General features: G+C 42.1%; 18 protein-coding genes and 1 pseudogene. 18 read left to right on the top strand and 1 reads right to left on the bottom strand.

Annotated elements, in window-relative coordinates:
- From pelF to DW650_RS02285, 14 genes and pseudogenes are all read left to right on the top strand, one after another.
- The gene (gene pelF / locus DW650_RS02350; RefSeq protein ID WP_118208975.1) at positions 1-1443 is read left to right on the top strand and encodes a GT4 family glycosyltransferase PelF; all 1443 of its coding nucleotides are present in this window, start codon (positions 1-3) and stop codon (positions 1441-1443) included.
- A gap of 3 nt (positions 1444-1446) precedes the next feature.
- A complete protein-coding gene (pelG, locus tag DW650_RS02345; protein ID WP_118208974.1) occupies positions 1447-2901 on the top strand; it encodes an exopolysaccharide Pel transporter PelG in 1455 nt (484 codons plus the stop codon).
- Positions 2898-3281 carry a DUF2304 family protein gene (locus tag DW650_RS02340; protein WP_118208973.1) on the top strand — a complete coding sequence of 128 codons (384 nt, stop codon included), beginning with the start codon at positions 2898-2900 and terminating at the stop codon, positions 3279-3281. Before pelG ends, DW650_RS02340 begins: the two co-directional genes overlap by 4 nt.
- Positions 3253-4476 (top strand): glycosyltransferase, encoded by a 1224-nt coding sequence (locus DW650_RS02335; protein WP_118208972.1) that lies wholly within the window; start codon positions 3253-3255, stop codon positions 4474-4476. The genes DW650_RS02340 and DW650_RS02335 overlap by 29 nt, the downstream gene beginning before the upstream one ends.
- Positions 4477-4511: 35 nt before the next feature.
- Positions 4512-5309: a glycosyltransferase family 2 protein gene (locus DW650_RS02330; protein ID WP_118209041.1), complete on the top strand. Its 798-nt coding sequence runs from the start codon at positions 4512-4514 to the stop codon at positions 5307-5309.
- Positions 5284-6522 (top strand): DUF4874 domain-containing protein, encoded by a 1239-nt coding sequence (locus DW650_RS02325; RefSeq protein ID WP_118208971.1) that lies wholly within the window; start codon positions 5284-5286, stop codon positions 6520-6522. Before DW650_RS02330 ends, DW650_RS02325 begins: the two co-directional genes overlap by 26 nt.
- 18 nt (positions 6523-6540) lie before the next feature.
- Positions 6541-7527 carry a glycosyltransferase family 2 protein gene (locus DW650_RS02320; RefSeq protein WP_243102838.1) on the top strand — a complete coding sequence of 329 codons (987 nt, stop codon included), beginning with the start codon at positions 6541-6543 and terminating at the stop codon, positions 7525-7527.
- Positions 7528-7569: 42 nt separating this feature from the next.
- A complete protein-coding gene (locus DW650_RS02315) occupies positions 7570-9114 on the top strand; it encodes a lipopolysaccharide biosynthesis protein (RefSeq protein ID WP_118208970.1) in 1545 nt (514 codons plus the stop codon).
- On the top strand, positions 9098-10363 hold the full coding sequence (locus tag DW650_RS02310; protein ID WP_118208969.1) for a nucleotidyltransferase domain-containing protein: 1266 nt from the start codon (positions 9098-9100) through the stop codon (positions 10361-10363). Before DW650_RS02315 ends, DW650_RS02310 begins: the two co-directional genes overlap by 17 nt.
- A gap of 14 nt (positions 10364-10377) precedes the next feature.
- A complete protein-coding gene (locus tag DW650_RS02305) occupies positions 10378-11799 on the top strand; it encodes a DUF4832 domain-containing protein (RefSeq protein ID WP_118208968.1) in 1422 nt (473 codons plus the stop codon).
- Positions 11800-11859: 60 nt separating this feature from the next.
- Positions 11860-11976, top strand: a pseudogene (locus tag DW650_RS20565) (glycosyl transferase); the annotation flags it as partial.
- A gap of 107 nt (positions 11977-12083) precedes the next feature.
- Entirely contained in the window at positions 12084-12464 is a 381-nt protein-coding gene (locus tag DW650_RS02295; protein WP_117919237.1) for a hypothetical protein, read from the top strand.
- Positions 12465-12570: 106 nt separating this feature from the next.
- Positions 12571-12876: a hypothetical protein gene (locus tag DW650_RS02290; RefSeq protein WP_243102837.1), complete on the top strand. Its 306-nt coding sequence runs from the start codon at positions 12571-12573 to the stop codon at positions 12874-12876.
- A 138-nt stretch (positions 12877-13014) separates the two neighbouring features.
- On the top strand, positions 13015-14781 hold the full coding sequence (locus DW650_RS02285; protein WP_118208966.1) for an ABC transporter ATP-binding protein: 1767 nt from the start codon (positions 13015-13017) through the stop codon (positions 14779-14781).
- 11 nt (positions 14782-14792) lie between these two features.
- Here the strand turns inward: DW650_RS02285 and DW650_RS02280 are convergent, their stop codons facing one another.
- The gene (locus DW650_RS02280) at positions 14793-15986 is read right to left on the bottom strand and encodes a PqqD family protein (protein ID WP_118208965.1); all 1194 of its coding nucleotides are present in this window, start codon (positions 15984-15986) and stop codon (positions 14793-14795) included.
- A 127-nt stretch (positions 15987-16113) separates the two neighbouring features.
- Between DW650_RS02280 and DW650_RS02275 the strand changes: the two genes are divergently transcribed.
- From DW650_RS02275 to DW650_RS02260, 4 genes are all read left to right on the top strand, one after another.
- Entirely contained in the window at positions 16114-16560 is a 447-nt protein-coding gene (locus DW650_RS02275; protein ID WP_118208964.1) for a S24/S26 family peptidase, read from the top strand.
- 136 nt (positions 16561-16696) lie between these two features.
- Positions 16697-17191, top strand: coding sequence for a QueT transporter family protein (locus DW650_RS02270; protein ID WP_015520593.1), 495 nt, complete (start codon positions 16697-16699; stop codon positions 17189-17191).
- A gap of 279 nt (positions 17192-17470) precedes the next feature.
- Positions 17471-18169 carry an N-acetylmannosamine-6-phosphate 2-epimerase gene (locus DW650_RS02265; protein WP_015520595.1) on the top strand — a complete coding sequence of 233 codons (699 nt, stop codon included), beginning with the start codon at positions 17471-17473 and terminating at the stop codon, positions 18167-18169.
- A gap of 2 nt (positions 18170-18171) precedes the next feature.
- Positions 18172-19449, top strand: coding sequence for a transporter (locus DW650_RS02260; protein WP_118208963.1), 1278 nt, complete (start codon positions 18172-18174; stop codon positions 19447-19449).
- Positions 19450-19465: the final 16 nt, after the last annotated feature.

Below are 19465 nucleotides of genomic sequence, written 5' to 3'. Positions count from 1 at the left end.
ATGAAAGTATGTATTGTAGCAGAGGGATGTTATCCTTATGTGGTAGGTGGTGTGTCGAGCTGGATCAACAGCATGATAAAATCTTTTCCGGAGATCAAATTTGTGGTGCTTTCGATCGTGGCAAACCGTTCCTACCGGGGAAAATTTGTGTATGAACTGCCGGAAAATGTGTCAGAAGTTTATGAACTTTATCTGGAAGATTATGACTGGGTAGAACAGAAGAAAAATAAAAAACTGCACTTAAATCAGACAGAATATGAGGCGCTGCGATCCTTACTTTTAAACCGTAACGTTGAGTGGGATACATTGTTTACATTATTTGAAAAGAAAGAATTTTCACTGAATGCTCTTTTGATGGGAGAAGATTTTTTAAAGGCAGTGCGGGAGTGTTATCAGCTTAAGTATTCACAGGTTGTCTTTTCTGATTTTTTGTGGACGATGCGGTCCATTTATCTGCCGCTATTTCTGACCTTAAAGATGGAACTGCCCAAAGCAGATCTGTATCACTGTGTTGCAACCGGGTATGCAGGGGTGATCGGAAGCATGGCAAAGAAAAGATATGGATGTGCGCTTATGGTTTCAGAACATGGAATTTATACCAGGGAACGGGAGGAGGAACTGATCCGTGCAAAGTGGGTAGGTGGTATCTATAAAAATATCTGGATTGAACAGTTTAAAAAAATGTCACTGCTTGCATACCGGTATGCAGATCAGGTAACATGCCTTTACAAGCATGCCATGGAACTTCAGATCGAACTTGGATGTCCCGCAGAAAAAATAAAAATTACGCCGAACGGTATTGATGCACAGAGATTTGTCAGATGTCTTGAGGAAAAGAGAGAAGATGATGATATGATCAATATCGGGGCTGTGCTCAGAATTGCGCCGATCAAGGATGTGAAAACGATGATCCGGGCATTTGCTTATGCAAAAAAAGAGGCACCAAAACTTGCGTTATGGATCATGGGACCATCGGATGAAGAAAAAGAATATGCAAAAGAATGTTTAGAACTGGTGGAACTGCTTGGTGTGGAAGATGTGATCTTTACGGGAAAAGTTGACGTGACAGAGTATCTTGGCAGAATGGATATGACCATACTCACGAGTATCAGTGAGGGACAGCCGCTTACGATCCTGGAAAGTTTTGCTGCGAAAAAGCCGGTGATTGCAACGGATGTAGGAAATTGCAGAGGACTGATCTATGGCGAAGGGGATTCGTTTGGGGAGGCAGGAATCATCACACATATCATGAATGTGGAGGAGATTGCCGCCGCGATGGTAGATCTTGCACGGCACAGGGAGAAGAGAATCGGTATGGGAGAAAACGGTTACCGGAGACTAAGGAGCCGGTATCTTGTAAATGACATGAGAGAAACGTACCGGCAGATCTACCGGCAGTTTGAGCATGCAGACAGAGAGCAGGGAAAGAAAGGGGATGTGTGATCTATGGCTGGAATTGGTGTAAAACTTCAGAAAATATATGACAGGCGCACGATCCTTGCAAATCTGGCGGGCTTTGGGTACAGTACCATGGTTACGATCGCACCAATGTTTGTTGTGATCGGCAATGTGATGCTGATGAGTCACTTCCTTGGCTATGAGACGGTGGGATATGCGAGAAGAGGATTATTTTCAGGCACGGTACTTTATATTTTTATATTTTCCCTGCTGGTTGCGGCGCCGTTTAATGCTGTATTATCGAGATATATGTCCGATATTATTTATGAGGAGAAATACGAAGATATCCTGCCATGCTATGAAGTCGGACTGTTTCTGAATATCGTGTTTGGGTGTCTGTTTGCGATTCCGTTCTGTATCAGAGAGTATCTGAAGGGGCAGGTGGATCTGGTATTTGTGTTTACCGGATTTTGTGGATTTATTTCGCTTCTGCTGGTATTTTATTCCATGCTGTATCTGTCAATCTGCAAAGACTACCAGAAAATATCTTTATTTTTCCTGATGGGAATGGCGGCAGCATTTGGGCTTGCATGGCTGCTCGTAAAAGTCTTTCACAGAGATATCATATACAGCATGCTGCTTTCACTTACGATCGGATTTTTTCTGACAGCATCAATATCAGCAGCAACCATAAAGAGTTACTTTAAAAGAAATAGTCATCAGTACCGCAAGGTGCTTCGCTATTTTAAAATTTACTGGCATCTTGTTGCAACAAATCTGCTGTATACGTTAGGACTTTATATACATAATTTTGTATTCTGGACGACGGATTTAAAGATGACGGTGGCAGATACATTTGTCTATGCGCCGGCATATGATATGGCAACCTGTCTGGCAATGTTTACGAATCTTTCGTCGACTATTATTTTTATCAGCCGCGTGGAAATGCATTTTCATGAGAGATACAAGGCTTATTCGGAGGCTGTTATCGGTGGAAGATGGGAAGATATCAACAATGCCAAAAACAGAATGTTCCGCCAGCTTGCCGCCGAGCTTATGAATCTTGTGAGAATCCAGTTTATCGTTTCGGTTGTGCTTTATCTGCTCTGTGTGATATTGCTGCCGGGAATGGGATTTTCAGGGCTTGTAATGCAGATTTATCCTTGTCTTGCAGCCGGATATTTTATTCTTTTCCTGCTGTACGCGGAACTGATTTTTCTGTATTATTTTAATGACATGACAGGAGCACTTTTAACAGCGGTATGTTTTTGCATGGGTACTTTTTTTGGAACGCTGTTTTCAAAGGAACTCCCTGACCTCTGGTATGGTGCGGGGCTTGTCATGGGAAGTTTCCTTGGGTTTACCGTTGGATATTTCAGACTTCGCTGGGTGGAACGACATATGGATGTGCATATTTTCTGCCAGGGTGAATTATTTAAAATAAAAAGAGGAAAAAAACCTTCCGCAAAAAGTTATGACAGAAAAGAGGGGATCAGGGCATGATATTAAAAGTGTTGATGATAGATTTTGGTATATTTCTGCTTATTATGGATTTGTTTATGTACGCAAGACAGAAACTCACAGATGGGATCGGACTTGGCTGGGCGATCGTTTCGCTGGCATTACTTGTGGCGGGTATCGTTGTAAGCCTGGATGATGTCTGTTATCTGTGGAGTGGGGCAAAAAATATCGTTTTGCTTATGTTTACGGTGTTTGCTGTTATAATTCTGTTTTTGTTTAAGATCAGTATGGCAGTGTCAGTTGTGGTAGTAAAAAATCAGGAACTGGCGATGCAGGTATCGCTGCTCAATCAGGAAAATGAAAGAATATTGCAGGAGCTGAAGGTGCTTGTGGATGAAAAAGAAGATATTGTTCGTAATTAATACGTTAGGCGGAGCCGGTGCGGAGATGGCACTTTTAGAACTGCTTGAAAAACTGATAAAGGAAAATGAAAAAACAAAAGATGTACAGTATGAAATATCTCTTTATGTCCTGATGGGGCAGGGAGAACTGGTAAAGCGGCTGCCGGGAGAAGTGATACTGAAAAATAAATCGTATCAGCCCTTGTCTGTTCTGCAGAAAGAGGGAAGATATTTCATGTACAGGACAATATTAAAGACCATGTTTGTCCGTGGAACCATATTCCGCCTGATGCCGTATCTTTTGTCATTGCTTGCAGATATGTTAAAGAAACGTAAGATTTTACCGGATAAACTGCTTTGGCGTGTGCTGTCTGATGGAGGAGAGCGGTTTGCGGAAGAATATGATCTTGCGGTTGCATATTTAGAGGGGGGATCGGCATATTATGTTGCAGATCACGTCCATGCAAAGAAAAAGGCTGCGTTCATACATATTGATTACACGAAAGCAGGATATACAAGGAAGTCAGACCGTGACTGTTATCTGAAATATGATGCTGTTTTTCCAATCGGGGAAGAAATAAAGCAGCAGTTTTTGAAGGTTTATCCGGAATGCAGTGGACGGACAAAGGTTTTTCATAATATCATCAATACAGAAAAAATAAAAACAAAGGCGTTGCAGCCCGGTGGATTTTCTGATGATTTTGACGGTATCAGGCTTTTGACGGTCGGCAGGCTCACAGAACAAAAATCTTATCCAACAGCAATACGTGCAATGAAAATGATAAAAGAGAAACATAAAAATGTCCGCTGGTATGTTCTTGGGGAAGGACCAAAACGAAGGGAACTCGAACGGTTGATCGGGTCACTTGGCTTACAGAAAGATTTTATTCTGTGTGGATCTGTGGAAAATCCGTATCCGTATTATAAGGGTGCAGATATCTATGTACATGCAACCGGATTTGAAGGAAAAAGCATTGCGATACAGGAGGCACAGACACTTGGACTTCCGGTAATTGCGTCGGAGAGCAGCCGTGAACAGATCAAAGATGGTGTGGATGGTATTTTATGCAGATTAGAACCAGAAGCAGTCAGTGATGCTGTATGCAGAATGGTGGAAGATGTGGCAATGAGAAAACGGTACGGGGAGGCATCTCTCAAAAAAAATGTTGTCTTTGAGAAAGATATGGAACTGTTGACCGGGTTACTGTCAGATTGACGGAAAAGATACATGCAGCAAAAAAGAGGATTGGAATGGAAATGAAAAAGCAAAAAGAGTTATTGATTATTATGCCTGCATACAATGAGGAAAAGAATATCGAAGCAGTGCTCTGTGAACTTGAAAAGCCGGAAATAGCGTCTATTGCCGATATTCTTGTTATGAATGATGCATCTTCGGATTCAACAAACTGGGTGGTAAAGGCGCATGGACATACGTTAGTTACGCACGTGTTTAACCTTGGTTACGGCAGTGCCTTACAGCTCGGTTATAAGTATGCGATACGAAGGAAATATAAGTATGTGATACAGATGGATGCAGACGGACAGCATGATGTATGCAATATTCCCCAAATTTATGAGAGACTCCGGCAGAAGGATGCGGATGGCAGATATCCGGACATTGTGCTTGGATCAAGATTTATGGAGGAAAGTTCTGATTTTCCGGTTTCCATGACAAAAAAACTGGCATATGCGCTGTTCCGTAAGATGATCAAAATGACGACAGGACGTCATATATATGATCCGACAACCGGACTGCAGGGACTTAGCCGGAAGGCATTTTTATATTATTCGAAATACAAGCATTTTGATGATAAATATCCGGATGCAAATATGATCATTCAGATGCTGCTGCTTGGATTTAAGGTGGAAGAGATACCGGCAGTCATGCATAACAGGCAGACGGGGGTCAGTATGCATTCCGGACTGAAACCGGTTATTTACATGTTTCGTATGGTGTTTTCAATTATCGGAGTAGTATTCCGTGTAAAAGTACTAAAAATTGATGCGGGGGCAGGGAAAGAAGATGTTTTTCTGGAAGAACAGAAATAAAAAACATTTTACAGTAAGATTCCCGGAAGAGAGCAGAAAAGAATGTGCAAATCCGGGCAGAGGATGGTATCATATTTACACATTTACACTGGATAAGAGAGATACGGATGGGCTTTTATATCAGCCTTTCTGGGATGACGAGACACTGGTGCTGGTACGATTTGACATCGGGGCATATCGGGGAAAAGAGCTTCCGCAAGAAGCACTTGCGTATGCTGATGAAATTTTAAAATGTTTTCACTGTTACGGGAAAGAGGTCATTTTGCGTGTCTTGTATGACACAAAGGGGAAAGGAATGGAACGGGAACCGACGTTGTTTTCCATGATTTTAACACATATGAGGCAGATGGGAGCGGTTGTGCGTGCACATGAGGATGATATCTTTGTAACACAGGGATTATTTATCGGTAACTGGGGGGAAATGCATGGATCTAAGTTTCTGGATCAGGAATACATCAGGAAACTCTATGCAGCGTGGAGAGAGGCGATAGGACCGGACATTAAGATCGCACTCAGAAAACCGTCTTTCTGCCGTATGGCAGTGGCAGGAGAGGATGGCGAATTGGCGCCTGGAGTATTTGATGATGCGATCTTTGGCTCAGAAAATCATATGGGGACCTTTGGACAGAAGCATCGTGATGACAGTGTGTGGACAGAGGACTGGTGCATTGAAGATGAACTGGTTTATATGCGGGAAACATGTGGATTGGTTCCGTTTGGTGGGGAAGTGCTTTTTGGGCAGGAGGCACCTGTGAAAGAAATGCTGCTTTCGCTGAAAGATTTGCGGGTTACATATCTCAACAGCATTTATGAGGGGCAGATATTAGACCAATGGAAACAGATGGGATATGGGGAATGGGGCAGTTTCTACCAGTATATTGGTGCACACCTGGGATATCGTTTTGTGGCAGAGAAAGCTGTATTTTATACAGACAGAATAGAAATTGAGATAGCCAATACCGGATTTTCCAATATCTGTGATAAAGCAGAACTTGCATTGGTTAAGGAAAATGTGGACGGAACAGAAGATGTTTATACGGCAGATTATGATATCCGGACATTATCCGGACATGAAACAGCAAAAATTATATTTCCACTGTCAGGATTGCAGGATGGAAAGGGAAAATATTATCTGAAGCTGACAAGATGCAGAGGAAAAGCGGAGATACGTTTTGCAAATGAGGGGGCAGGAGAACAGCTATATCTCAGATAAAAAGGGAGTATGAAAAACATGACAAAAAAGACAGACAAGATCAGTGTGATCGTGCCGGTATATAATGTGAAAAATTATCTGGAAAGCTGTGTGCAGAGTATTATGGGTCAGACATATCCGGATCTGGAGATACTTTTGATCGATGATGGATCTAATGACGGTTCTGCAGAGATATGTGACAGGCTCCAGGGTGCAGATGCGCGTATAAAAGTATATCACGAAAAAAATAAAGGAGTGTCTGGTGCGAGAAATAAAGGTCTGAAGGAGGCAACAGGTGCATATATTGCATTTGTTGATGCGGATGATATATTAGATCCGGATATGTATACCTACCTGACCGGGCTTTTAAAAACATATAAAGCACAGATCGCCACATGTTCCGGATGGTACAAATATGATTCCGGTGTGGAAAAAAGGTTTGAAAGTCCAAGAAATGTGGTCTGTTTAAACGGAAGAGAAGCACTTGGTGTTTTGCATGAGAGATGCTATCTGCGTGCCTATGTCTGGAATAAACTGTTTCGACGGGAGGTTCTTGACGGAATCCGTTTTTCAACGGAACTGTCTTTTGCGGAAGATTATGAGATGTTCTGCCGGGTACTAGAGCAATGTGGCAGAATCGTATGCGGAACAAAAACGAAATATTATTATATGCAGAGAAAATCAGGTGTATGCAATTGTGGATATGACAGAACATACCAGAAGGCAATGATGATGTTTGAGGATTACTGCAGGATCTATTCACGCAGGTATCCACAGTATAAAAAATTATTTGAAAACCACTATCTGTTTGATCTGATGGGGATGGCTGCTGCAATGAGCCGGAACGGTAATTATGTTGCCGCTGACTGCAGAAAAATAAAAAAATATGTCAGACAAAAACTGCCCCAGTATCTTATGGATAAAAAGGTTTCACTTCATTTAAAGGGAAGCGCCTGTATGATCAGTGTCAGCGTAAGGGCATTTGGCGCAGTCTACCGGTTACTGCACGGTGTGGAATCTGAATAACCGGGCACATTTTGTGAAAATAGGAGAGAGGTGAGAATACAGATGGAAAAGAGCAGAACAGAATATTCTACCATGAATACCATGGTTGCAATGATCTCAAGAATCGCTGCGATCCTGATGGGATTTGTGACACGTGTGGTATTTACACATACACTCAGTGAAAGTTATGTCGGAATCAACGGACTTTTCACAGATATCTTAAATGTACTCTCACTGACAGAACTTGGTGTGGAGACGGCGATCAGTTATGCGCTCTATCGCCCGATCGCGCAGGGGGATATCAAAAGACAGCAGATTCTGATGCGGATGTTTCAGACATTCTACCGTATTACAGCAGGCTGTGTGGCAGTGTTAGGACTGTCGATCGTCCCTTTCTTTGATATTCTTATGAAAAACCGGCCGGATGTGGATCATCTGATGCTTATTTATTTTTTATATCTGGCAAATTCGGTCGTATCGTATCTGCTGGTATATAAAAGAACATTGATCGAAGTGCATCAGTTGAACTATATCGTTCTTTTATATCAGACGGCTTTTTTGATTTTGCAGGATATCTGTCAGATCCTCATTTTACTTACAACACACAATTTTATATTATTCCTGATCATTTATATTGTCTGTACACTGCTTTCAAATATCTGTATCTCGTTGAAGGCGGATCGGATGTATCCCTATCTGAAAGAGAAAACAAAAGAAAAACTGCCGGAAGAAGAGAGAAAAGATATATTCCGCAATATAAAAGCCATGCTGATGCATAAACTTGGAAATGTAGTGGTCAATAATACAGATAACCTGCTTATTTCCTCCTTTGTGGGGGTTGTCAGTGTAGGTATTTATTCAAATTATTACCTTTTGATCGGATCAGTCAGACAGGTGCTGGATCAGATTTTTCAGGGAATCACAGCGAGTGTCGGAAATCTTGGGGCAACGGAAGACGAAAAAAGAGTAAAGAGTATTTTTGAGACGGCTTTTTTTATCGGAAACTGGCTTTATGGAGTCGCTGCGATCTGTCTGTATGAATTGTTAAATCCATTTGTGGAACTCACATTTGGGAAGCAGTATTTGTTTCAGATGCCTGTAGTTTTGATCTTATGCATCAATTTCTATATCAATGGAACGAGAAAAGCGGTACTGACATTCAGAGATTCACTTGGATTGTTCTGGTTTGACAGGTATAAAGCATTGGTAGAAGCAGTGTTAAACCTTGTCATTTCGGTGATTCTGGTATGGAAAGCAGGAACATTTGGAGTATTTGCAGGAACGTTTCTCTCTACCATGCTCACATCTGTATGGGTGGAGCCATATGTTCTGTACCGGCACAGACTGCATGCGAAAGTATCTTCATTCTTTGTCCGTTATGTGATCTATGCAGCAGTGACAGGATTGACATGGTATGGAACAGACAGGATATGTGCATTTTCAGGCGGCAGTGTCATTGTTGTATTTTTGAAAAGACTTTTCATTTGTGCGGTAGTGCCACATCTTGTGATGCTTTTATGTTTTTGCCGTACAAAAGAATTTGGGATTGTAAAGAGAAAGGCACTTGCTATCTGGAAGAAGAGGTGGAACGATGGAAGAAAAAAATGAAGAAAAAAATGAAGAAAAAGAACTTATATTGTGCAGCCTTCTGGATGCAGCTCTGCATGCAGAGTTGCATGAGGATAATCCGGCAGATATAAAACAAAAATGTGAAAAGATAAAACAACAGAAAACAGACTGGAAAAGCATTCTTTCGATAGCGGATAACCATCGTGTGCTGCCGCTTTTATATGATGTATTGGAAGACATCCTGCCTGAAAACGGGGAAGACTGGAAAAGGGTGGAAGAGAAAAGTATACAGACTGTAGGGCAGTCTTATCGCCTGCTGTTTATGAGCAGGTATGTGACCGGACTTTTGGAGGATGCAGGGATGCATACGATCTTACTGAAGGGAAGCGGTATAGCAGGACTTTATCCGGTGCCGGAACTGCGTAAATCAGGGGATGTTGATCTTTTATTTGAGGATGAACAGACGGCGCAGAAAGCGGGCAGTTATCTGTTAGCGCATGGTTTTATGGCGGAAGGTGGTCATCAGGAAAATCATCATCTTACTTATATAAGTCAGGAAGGGATTCGCCTGGAACTGCATAGTGCGCTGGTGGAGCCATTTGATTCACAGGAAGTGAACGCTTTTATGAAAAAATGTCAGAAGACTTTCTTTGAAAACAGAGTTACGGAAAATGTGATGGGGGTGGATTTTTTCCTGACATCACCACCGTATCAGGCATTTTATCTGCTGTTACATATGCTTCAGCATTTTCTGCGTTCGGGGTTTGGATTAAAACTTTTATGTGACTGGGTTGTGTTCTGGGAACATGGATGTACGGCAGAGGAAGATAAGATATTTTTAAATCTGGTCCGGGAATGCGGAATTTTAAATTTTGCATGTGTCGTTACGGAATTTTGTATCAGATATCTGGGATTATCAGAACAAAAGGTGGAGTTTCTCAAAAATCAGGGCGAAGCTGACGGTATGAAGGATGAATCTTACCTGAAAGAATTTTTTACAGAGATCATGGAATCTGAAGAGTTTGGTGAGGCGGCCCCGGAGCGGATGGTAGCCATGAGGGGGACTGGATGGATGGATTATATCCGGGAGTTCCATCATCAGATGCATTTAAGCCATCCGAAAGCCGGAAGGTATAAAATACTTTATCCCATTTTGTGGGTAAGGACATTCTTCGGATTTGTATACCGTAACCGGAAACTTCGCGGAATATCGAGCATAGCTATCTTAAAAAATGCAAAAAAACGGAGCCGTCTGGTAACAAAAATGAAACTGTTTGAAATGGACTAAAAAAGAGGAGTAGAATGAGAAAAAAATTACTGTTTTTCATTCTGTTTGTGCTTGTGATTGCCGGGATTATTGCCGGAGTACATGACTATTTTCACTGGAAAGTAATGCTGCCGGAAGAAAATTTTACGGAATCTTCAGAGGAAATATGGAATCCGGACCGGGGTTTTTATCATATTTATGGGTTTTTGATATCGGACGAACCGGTGGATATGGGGAAACAGTTAGACACACAGATGGAAAAAGATTCAGATCATGCACTTGCCATGGTGCAGATCAATTTAAGGGAATATCGGGAAAAAGAAATATCAAAAGAAGGTCTGCAAAATATAGAAAAACTGTTTCAGGCGATGTCAGCTGCAAAAGTACACTGGATCGTACGTTTTTTGTATGACTGGAATGGAGAAAATGAAAAGTATGAGCCACAGAGTATTGACATTGTGTTAAAACATATGCAGCAGACGGGGGAGGTATTGGCAAAATACAGGGATTCAGTTTTTACGCTACAGGGGCTTTTTGTCGGCAACTGGGGGGAACTGAATGGAACAAAATATGCAGAAACGGATTCTTTGCAGCAGCTTGCAAAACAGCTTGTACAATCGACAAATGGTCAGATGTATATTGCTGTGCGGACACCGGTACAGTGGCGGAAGATCATGGAAAGTGCAGATGTTTCCAGAAAAAATGGTCCGAATGATCCTTTATATGATATGCTGGGACTGTTCAATGACGGAATGTTAGGAAGCGGCAATGACTGCGGAACTTATGGGGAGAAGAGTGCTGCAGAAGCCGGGGTGGATCAGGCATGGAACCGCAGTGAAGAACTTGCATTTCAGGAAAAGTTATGTTCACGTGTGCCAAATGGCGGGGAGGTCATTATTGACAACGGATACAATGATTTCGAGCATGCCATTGCGGATCTGAAAACCATGCATGTGACCTATCTGAATGAGGATTATGATGAAGCCGTATTGGAAAAATGGGCATCATCTAAGGTGCAGACAGAGGATTGTTTTGATGGTATGGATGGCCTTTCGTATATACGCAGACATTTAGGCTATCGTCTGCTGTTGTCAGAAGTTTCCATGCAGCATGATTTCTGGGCAGATACGGCAGAGATCACAGTGGCATTGCAAAATGTCGGTTTTGCACCGGTCTATAAAGAATATGAGCCGGTACTTCTTGTGAAAGATGAAACCGGACAGACGATTTATGAGGAAAGTCCATCAGGAGATGTCAGATCGCTTTTGGGAGGAAATGAAGCAGACAGAAAAGAGAGCTTTTCTGTCAGTGTACCGCTTCGGGAAGTAAAAAAGGGATGCTACAGTGTGTATTTTGCACTGCGTGATACAGCAGACGGCAGTTTTATCACATTTGCCAATGAACAGAAAATAGAAAATGAAGGATATAAGATCGGAACCATTTTACTCGAATCGTAAAATGGTTCCGATTTTGTTTGAGTTTTTCCGTAAGATAAACTGTGAAAGGAAGGAAAAATTATGACAGAGAACAGAAAAATATATCTTAACTTTGTAGTTCCATTCTATAACTCTGAAAGTTACATGACAAGGTGCATTGAATCTCTGCTGCCGGGTGGAGAAGATGTGGAGATCATTAAAAAGTCGATTTTGGGAGAAAAAAGACGTGTGGTGATGCTTGACAGTACAGACGGATATGGGTAAAATTATAGAATAAGACTAAAAACAGGGAGAGGGAAGTTCATATGAGAGAGTATATGAAACCGATGTTAGTTACCAGTGATGAACTTGCAGAAGGGGTGTATCTGGCAAGTGGGGCAGGATGTTATACAGCATCTGCTTATATACATCAGACTCCGCAGGACGGAAGAGGAGATTACCGCATTCAGGTTAATGGTAAACATGATGCAGATCATACCAGGGAAGCACAGCAGTTGAACATTTCGTTTAACCAGCCGGTCAGTTATGTATCCGGTGGTACAGGATGTACATCAGGTGACGGAACAAGTTCCCTTTGCATTGCTTTGGGATATCATCAGAATCCGACGGATAATATTGGGTTTGGCGATCTGGTCGTACAGTCAGATGCAGGTCTTGCAATTACAGGGGTAAGTATTACAGACTAAGGGACAGATCCGGTAAGATAAAATAATAAATGAACTGAGGAATATAGAAGTAATCAACAGATATGAAAGACCAACGATCATCGCATATCAGGATACGGCAGAAGGCGTGTATCTTGCAAGCGGTGGTGCAAACGACAATGTAGCAAGCGGCATAAAATGTGACAGCCAGTATATGAATGGCAACTGGCAGGCACCGGACTATTCTTCATGGAATGGGGGTACCAGAGGTTACAGGCAGCAGTTCGGATGTCTGGGATGTCCGGCTAATACAGCTTCAGCCTGTGGACTTAAGACACATTACGTGGATTCCGGATACGCTGGAAGCTATGATACCGATAATGGAAACCGTAAGCCAACATGGGAAAAGAAAGGATACGGACCGGATGATACGGTAACGGATTGGTCTATGTAGAGCATATAGAAATCAGAACAGGGTTATCATATGGCATGTGTTTGGGCGATTATCTGACACATATCCATGTGGTAACCTCTTTTTTTTGTGGTACAGATTTGTTATAATAACCGGGAATGGAATGAAATGGAGATTATTATGTTAGACAGTCTGAGACATTATCATAAAAGGATCAAAGAGGGCGTATTAAAAGATATGTGGCGGGAAACTGTCTGGATCTATGAGTATGCGAGAAAGTACTGGAAACAGATAATTTTTTATACCCTTCTTGGTCTGTCGGGAACGGTCATTTCACTGATATCAAGTCTGATCTCAAGGGATATGGTCGATATTATCACTGGACAGCAGGCAGGACTTTTAGTGCGTACATTCTGTCTGTATATCGGATTTTCCATAGGAAATATGCTGATCTCACAGGTTACAAGTTATTTTTCCAATAAGATCAGTATCAGTGTGGACAATGATATCAAAGCAGATATTTTTGATAAAATGCTTGTGACGGATCTTGAAGAGATCCAGAAGTATCATACGGGTGATCTTCTGACACGCTGGAATTCTGATGCCTCCAACATTTCGAATGGTATTTTAAGCTGGATTCCAAATCTGGTCATCTATACGGTGCGATTCATCAGTACATTTGCACTTGTCTTTTACAATGATCCGATGTTTGCACTGCTTGCCATGCTTGGCATGCCGGTCAGTATGCTTATGTCGAAACGGATCTTAAAACGCATGAAGGGCAATAATGAAAAAAGTGCAGCCATGAATGCGAAGATGTCAGGATTTAACCAGGAAGCATTTTCTAATATACAGACGATCAAAGCATTTGATCTGGTGCGTCTCTACGGAGAACGGCTGCGCGGTCTGCAGAAAGAATACCTTAGCATGAAATTAGAGTTCCAGAAAATGTCCATGGCAACTTCGATCTTATTATCGGTTGTCGGGCTTGCAGTGTCATATAGCTGTTATGGATTTGGTATTTACCGTGTCTGGAGTGGTGCGATTTCCTATGGTACTATGACGATGTTTTTATCTTTATCCGGTTCGCTGACAGGAACATTAAATCAGCTTGTGTCGCTGGTACCGACGGCAATTTCACTGACCACATCTGCGGGAAGGCTGATGGATATCCTTGGAATGCCGAAAGAAGATTATTCGGATGCAGAACGTGTAGAAAAATTTTATGAGGAGAACAGGGAGCGTGGTATCGGTCTTTGTTTTTCTAAGATGTCTTATACCTACCACAATGGAACAAGAGTATTTACAGAAGCGGATTTTGAAGCACATCCACACGAGATCGTTGCGTTAGTGGGACCTTCCGGTGAAGGAAAAACAACACTTTTACGTATCATGCTTGCTCTGTTACATATACAAGGAGGTGTGGAGGATCTGGTGGGAGAGAAAACAGGAGAAGTACTTGCAATCACACCAGCAGCACGTCGGCTTTTTTCTTATGTACCACAGGGAAATACAATGTTTTCCGGAACAATTGCAGAAAATATGCGCAACGTCAGACCGGACGCTACGGATGATGAAATCAGAGAGGTTCTTATAGCAGCCTGCGCATGGGAGTTTGTGCAGAAACTGCCGGATGGAATATACAGCAGAGTAGGAGAGCGGGGAGGAGGATTTTCAGAGGGACAGGCGCAGCGCCTTTCCATCGCAAGGGCACTGCTTCGCCGTGCGCCGATCCTGCTTTTAGATGAGGCAACAAGTGCACTTGATGTTGCAACAGAGCGAAAGGTTTTGAAAAATATTATGCAGACAGATGAGCCGCGCACCTGCATTGTGACCACACACCGTCCGACAGTATTATCAGTATGTGAGAGAGTGTATGGTATCCGTGAGCAGAAGTGTGTCGTGCTGACAACACAGGAAGTACAGAAAATGATGGATGATTTTTAAAAGAAAACAGCTCAGACAGACAGATCGATAGCTGCTTTCATGACGGCTGCAGCTTCGGGATCTTTGGTACAGTTCAACCGGAAAATCCGTGTCAGCGGGGCAAGCTTTTCTGCAAATGCAAGGCTTTTTAGCACCAGATCTTTTGTCCAGGACGGAGAGATCATGCGCTGCACCAGACAAAGTGCCTGTTCATCCAGAGAGAGAAAATCGACACGATTAAAAGGAGCCTGCTTTAAAAATACAATGCCGCCAAGTGGATAGGTCGTGGTGGTGTATATTTCAGATGTTCCACACCAGGGCAGACCGTATACGCAAGGCATTCCGTCTTTTATGCCAAGGATGTTCAGATCTCCGTTTAAAACCGGAGTCTGGTACTGATTCATCCAGAGGTCTGCATGTGTGGATTTGCCGGTGCCGGAACTGCCGGAAAAGAGCCAGGCTTTGCCCTGATATAATATGGAAACCGAATGCAGGACAAAAAGGTCATGCAATGCTGCAACAATCAGGAAAGCAAAACGCAGTGCATGAAAGATATCATCTGCGTGGTTTGTGGTGTAGTCGTCGGTGCAGTAGAGGACGGCGGCGGAACCGTCTTTTTTTACACGCATTTCATGAATACCCCAGTGGGTGCCAAAGACAAAACGGTAAGTGTCTGTAACGTCGAAGATAGTAAGCTCGGCAGTACTAAGCAGCAGTGTTCCTTCTAAAAGCCCCGACGGCTTTCCGGTCTGTACCAGAATGGACTGATCAGCCACAGCGGCTTCGCAGGAAAAATCTTTAAAATAAGTGTCAAACAAAACATCCGGACCGGACCATGAGAAGCAGAGAGTACCGATCTTAAAATATTTAAGTGCGTGATTGTCGGAAAAAAGTGCAGGAAAAGTATTGCCGGTCCAGACATGATCCGGGCAGGCAGTTTGTGTCAGTGTATTGTCAGAAAGCATGCCAAGTTTTTTTAAGGTGGAAAGATAACTGTCCAAGTCAGATTCGAACTGTGGCAGCATAGTTTCATCTGCATTATAGTGGTTTTTCATGATTGACAAAAGTGTGCTTTTATCCGCACCGGTGGAGAGAGCGTCCCATAAAAGGGCACCAGACTCATTCAGACGCAGAGAACGGGCATGGTCAGCAATTTTCTGCCCATAGGGAAGAACATAGGGGACAGAGGAAAGTGTTGTTTTAAAAAATCCGTCAGATATTTTCATATGGCTGCGGCTCCTTTACATGAAAATGAATTGGAAATATTATAGCATTAGCAAAATGGAAATGCTACAATATTTCCGGATGTCATGAAATTAAAAAAGACGGAGTGATTTTAACGGGGGGAATGTAATGAAGTACGATATCGAGCAGTTATTAGAAGCGAGGGAAGTAATACAGATTTATCCCGAAGGATATAGTATGTACCCGATGTTTGTACCGGGGCGGGATGCTGCAGTCATAAAAAAGGCAGATGTAAAAAAAATTCGGCGTGCAGATGTCGTGTTATATCGCAGAAAAGGAAGTATCCTGGTTTTACACCGTGTCGTAAAATGCAGGGATGGTCAGTTTTATATGGTCGGTGATAATCAGATGGAGATAGAAGGACCGGTGCAGGAAGACCAGATAAAGGGGATTCTGACTGCGTTTGTAAGAAATGGACACCGCATCAGCGTGAAAAATCCATTTTATGTAATTTTATCAGGTATGTGGCTGCTGCTGCGACCGGTGAGAGGGATATTTTGGTCATTTACTGCATGGGTGCGAAAGCTGCATATAAATAAATTTATACAAAAATAAATAAAATATATAAAAAAAGCAAATGTTTCTGCCGGGGTGTTGCTTTTTTCCAAAAGTTATGTTAGACTCAGGAAGTTGCAGTAATATCGAGTGTTCGAGACCTTCCACTCGTAAAACAAAACTAAAGGAGAAACAAATGAGAAACAAAAAAGTATTACTTATCGTGCAAGCTGCACTTATCGCAGCTATCTATGTTGTACTGACTTATTTTATCAGTGCATTCAATCTTGCTTCCGGCGCAATTCAGGTCAGGATTTCCGAGGCACTTACCATTTTACCGGTATTTACACCGGCAGCTATTCCGGGACTTTTTATAGGATGCCTGCTCAGCAATCTGCTCACCGGCTGCATGCCGCTTGATGTTGTGTTTGGCAGTCTTGCGACACTGATCGGGGCATGTGGAACTTATGCGTTAAGAAAGCACAAATGGCTGGCTCCGTTACCACCGATCGTGGCAAATACGATCATTGTACCGTTTGTTCTGGCATATGTGTACATGGCAGAGGGGACGATCCCATTCTTTATGCTGACTGTCGGAATCGGCGAAGTGATTTCCTGCTATGTGTTAGGTATGATCTTATATAAAGTGTTAAATAATTACCGCAGTGTGATCTTTAAAAACGAAGATTAGTGAGGGCAGAAAAGGAGTACTGATTATAAGTGCAGCTTGTGATCAGTACTCTTTTTTTGTCAATTTTGATGAACCTTCTTCTGATGTTTGTGCAAAAGTGTACAAAAGAAACCGGAATTTTGAAAGAATTTTGTGAAAGAAGTTTCGCAAAAACAAAAAATATCAATTTTGAAGGAAAGTAGATTCAGTATCGGGTAAAATCGTTGAAAAAACCGGAAATTCGGGGTATAAAATTTATATCACAGAGGATCCCAAAGGTGATGTGAAAGGAGTAAGAGAATGGAAGCGCAGTTTGAGAATTTGCGAAGCAAGCTGATTGTATCGTGTCAGGCACTAGAAGATGAACCTTTACATTCATCATTTATTATGGGGCGGATGGCCAAAGCCGCATATGAGGGTGGAGCAGCAGGAATTCGGGCAAATACGGTAGAAGATATTCTTGAGATAAGAAAGAATGTTTCACTTCCAATCATCGGTATTATCAAGGAGGTGTATGACAATTCAGAAGTATATATTACACCGACCTTAAAAGAGGTAGATGCATTGATGGAGATAAAACCAGAAATTATTGCAGTGGATGCAACAAAGCGCATCAGACCAGATGGAACTTATCTGAAAGAATTTTTTGAAAAAGTGAAAGAAAAATATCCGGATCAAAAATTTATGGCAGACTGTTCAACGGTGGAGGAAGCATTATTTGCAGATGAAATTGGATTTGATTTTATTGGAACAACACTTGTGGGATATACGCCGTACAGCGTAAATGACAAAATTGAACAGAATGATTTTGAAATTATACGCAAGATATTAAAACAGGTACATCATCCGGTAATTGCTGAGGGAAATATCGATGTGCCGCAGAAAGCCAGACGAGTAGTTGAACTTGGATGTTATAGTGTCGTTGTGGGTGGGGCGATTACAAGACCGCAGCTCATCACGAAAAAGTTTACAAATGCACTGATTGAAGGAGGAGAATAGGTATGCAGACGTTACAGGTAATAGTAATTTTGGCAATCTTCTTAGCGGGAGTTGCTCTTATGATGACAAAAAAGATGCCAGCGATTTTAGCACTTCCATGTATGGGAATTTTAATCGCAGTAGTAGCAGGAGTTCCATTTATATCAAGTGATGCAGAAACACAGAGTATTACTTCTTATGTAATTGCAGGTGGAGCATCCCGTCTTGCGAGCACCATTATTGTTACCGTATTTGGTGCAATTTTTGCAAAAGTAATTCAGAAAGAGGGAATTTCAGATGCCATTATCCGTAAGGCAGCAGAGCTGGCAGGGGATAAGCCGGTTATGATCGCTTTGGCACTGACTGCTGCAACGGCACTGATCTTTACTGCTATGAGTGGTGCAGGTCCTGTTATTATGGTCGCTCAGATTGCAATTCCGCTGTTACTGTCTGCGGGAATTGAGCCGATCGTGGCAGCAAGTCTCGTACTTTTTGGATTAAACATTGGACTTCTTTTTAATGTATCGCAGTACCAGATTTATGTAGATACCATTGGAATGGATATGGAGGTTATTAAAACATCTTCCATCGTGATGGGACTGATCTGTGCGGTTGTGACGGTTGCATATATTTTAATCAATGTAAATAAAAAGACAGTCAGAAGTACATGGGCAATGAATGCTGGAACCAACTCTAAAAAGGTTAATCCGGTTGCCATGCTGATGCCGCTTCTTCCTATCGTACTGGTATTTTTCTTTAAGTGGAATGCGGAGACAAGCTTGGTGGTAGCAATTATTGTAACAGCATTAATTACGAAGCCGTCTTCAAGTATTCAGGTTCTTTCAAGCTCCATGGTAGAGGGAATTAAGGATGTGGCAGGAGTCATCGGTCTGATGATTGGTATTGGAATTCTTTTAAATGGAGTGGCAGCACAGAAAACATCTGCTCTGATGCAGCCAATCATTAGTGTGATTCTTCCATCAAACCCGATTATGTACATTGTAATTTTTACAGTTCTTTCTCCACTGGCTCTGTATCGTGGACCGTTAAATATGTACGGTCTTGGCTCTGGTCTCGCAAATATTTTCCTGACAGCAGGAAAACTGAGTGCACCAGCAGTTGGTATGGCACTTCGTAGTACCAGCGTGGTACAGTGTGTATCAGACCCGACAAACACACAGAATGTCATCGTAGCAGATTATGCAAAAGTCGATGTTAATGATATTTTGAAATCAACACTTCCATACACCATGGTAATGGCACTTGGAATCTTGATTTACGCAGCAGTAGCATTATTCTAAACAGTAAGGATCATTC

The organism is Roseburia sp. AM23-20 (assembly GCF_003470905.1).
In the GTDB taxonomy this organism is placed as follows: Bacteria; Bacillota; Clostridia; order Lachnospirales; family Lachnospiraceae; genus Roseburia; species Roseburia rectibacter.
This window is presented reverse-complemented; position numbering and strand designations above follow the sequence as displayed.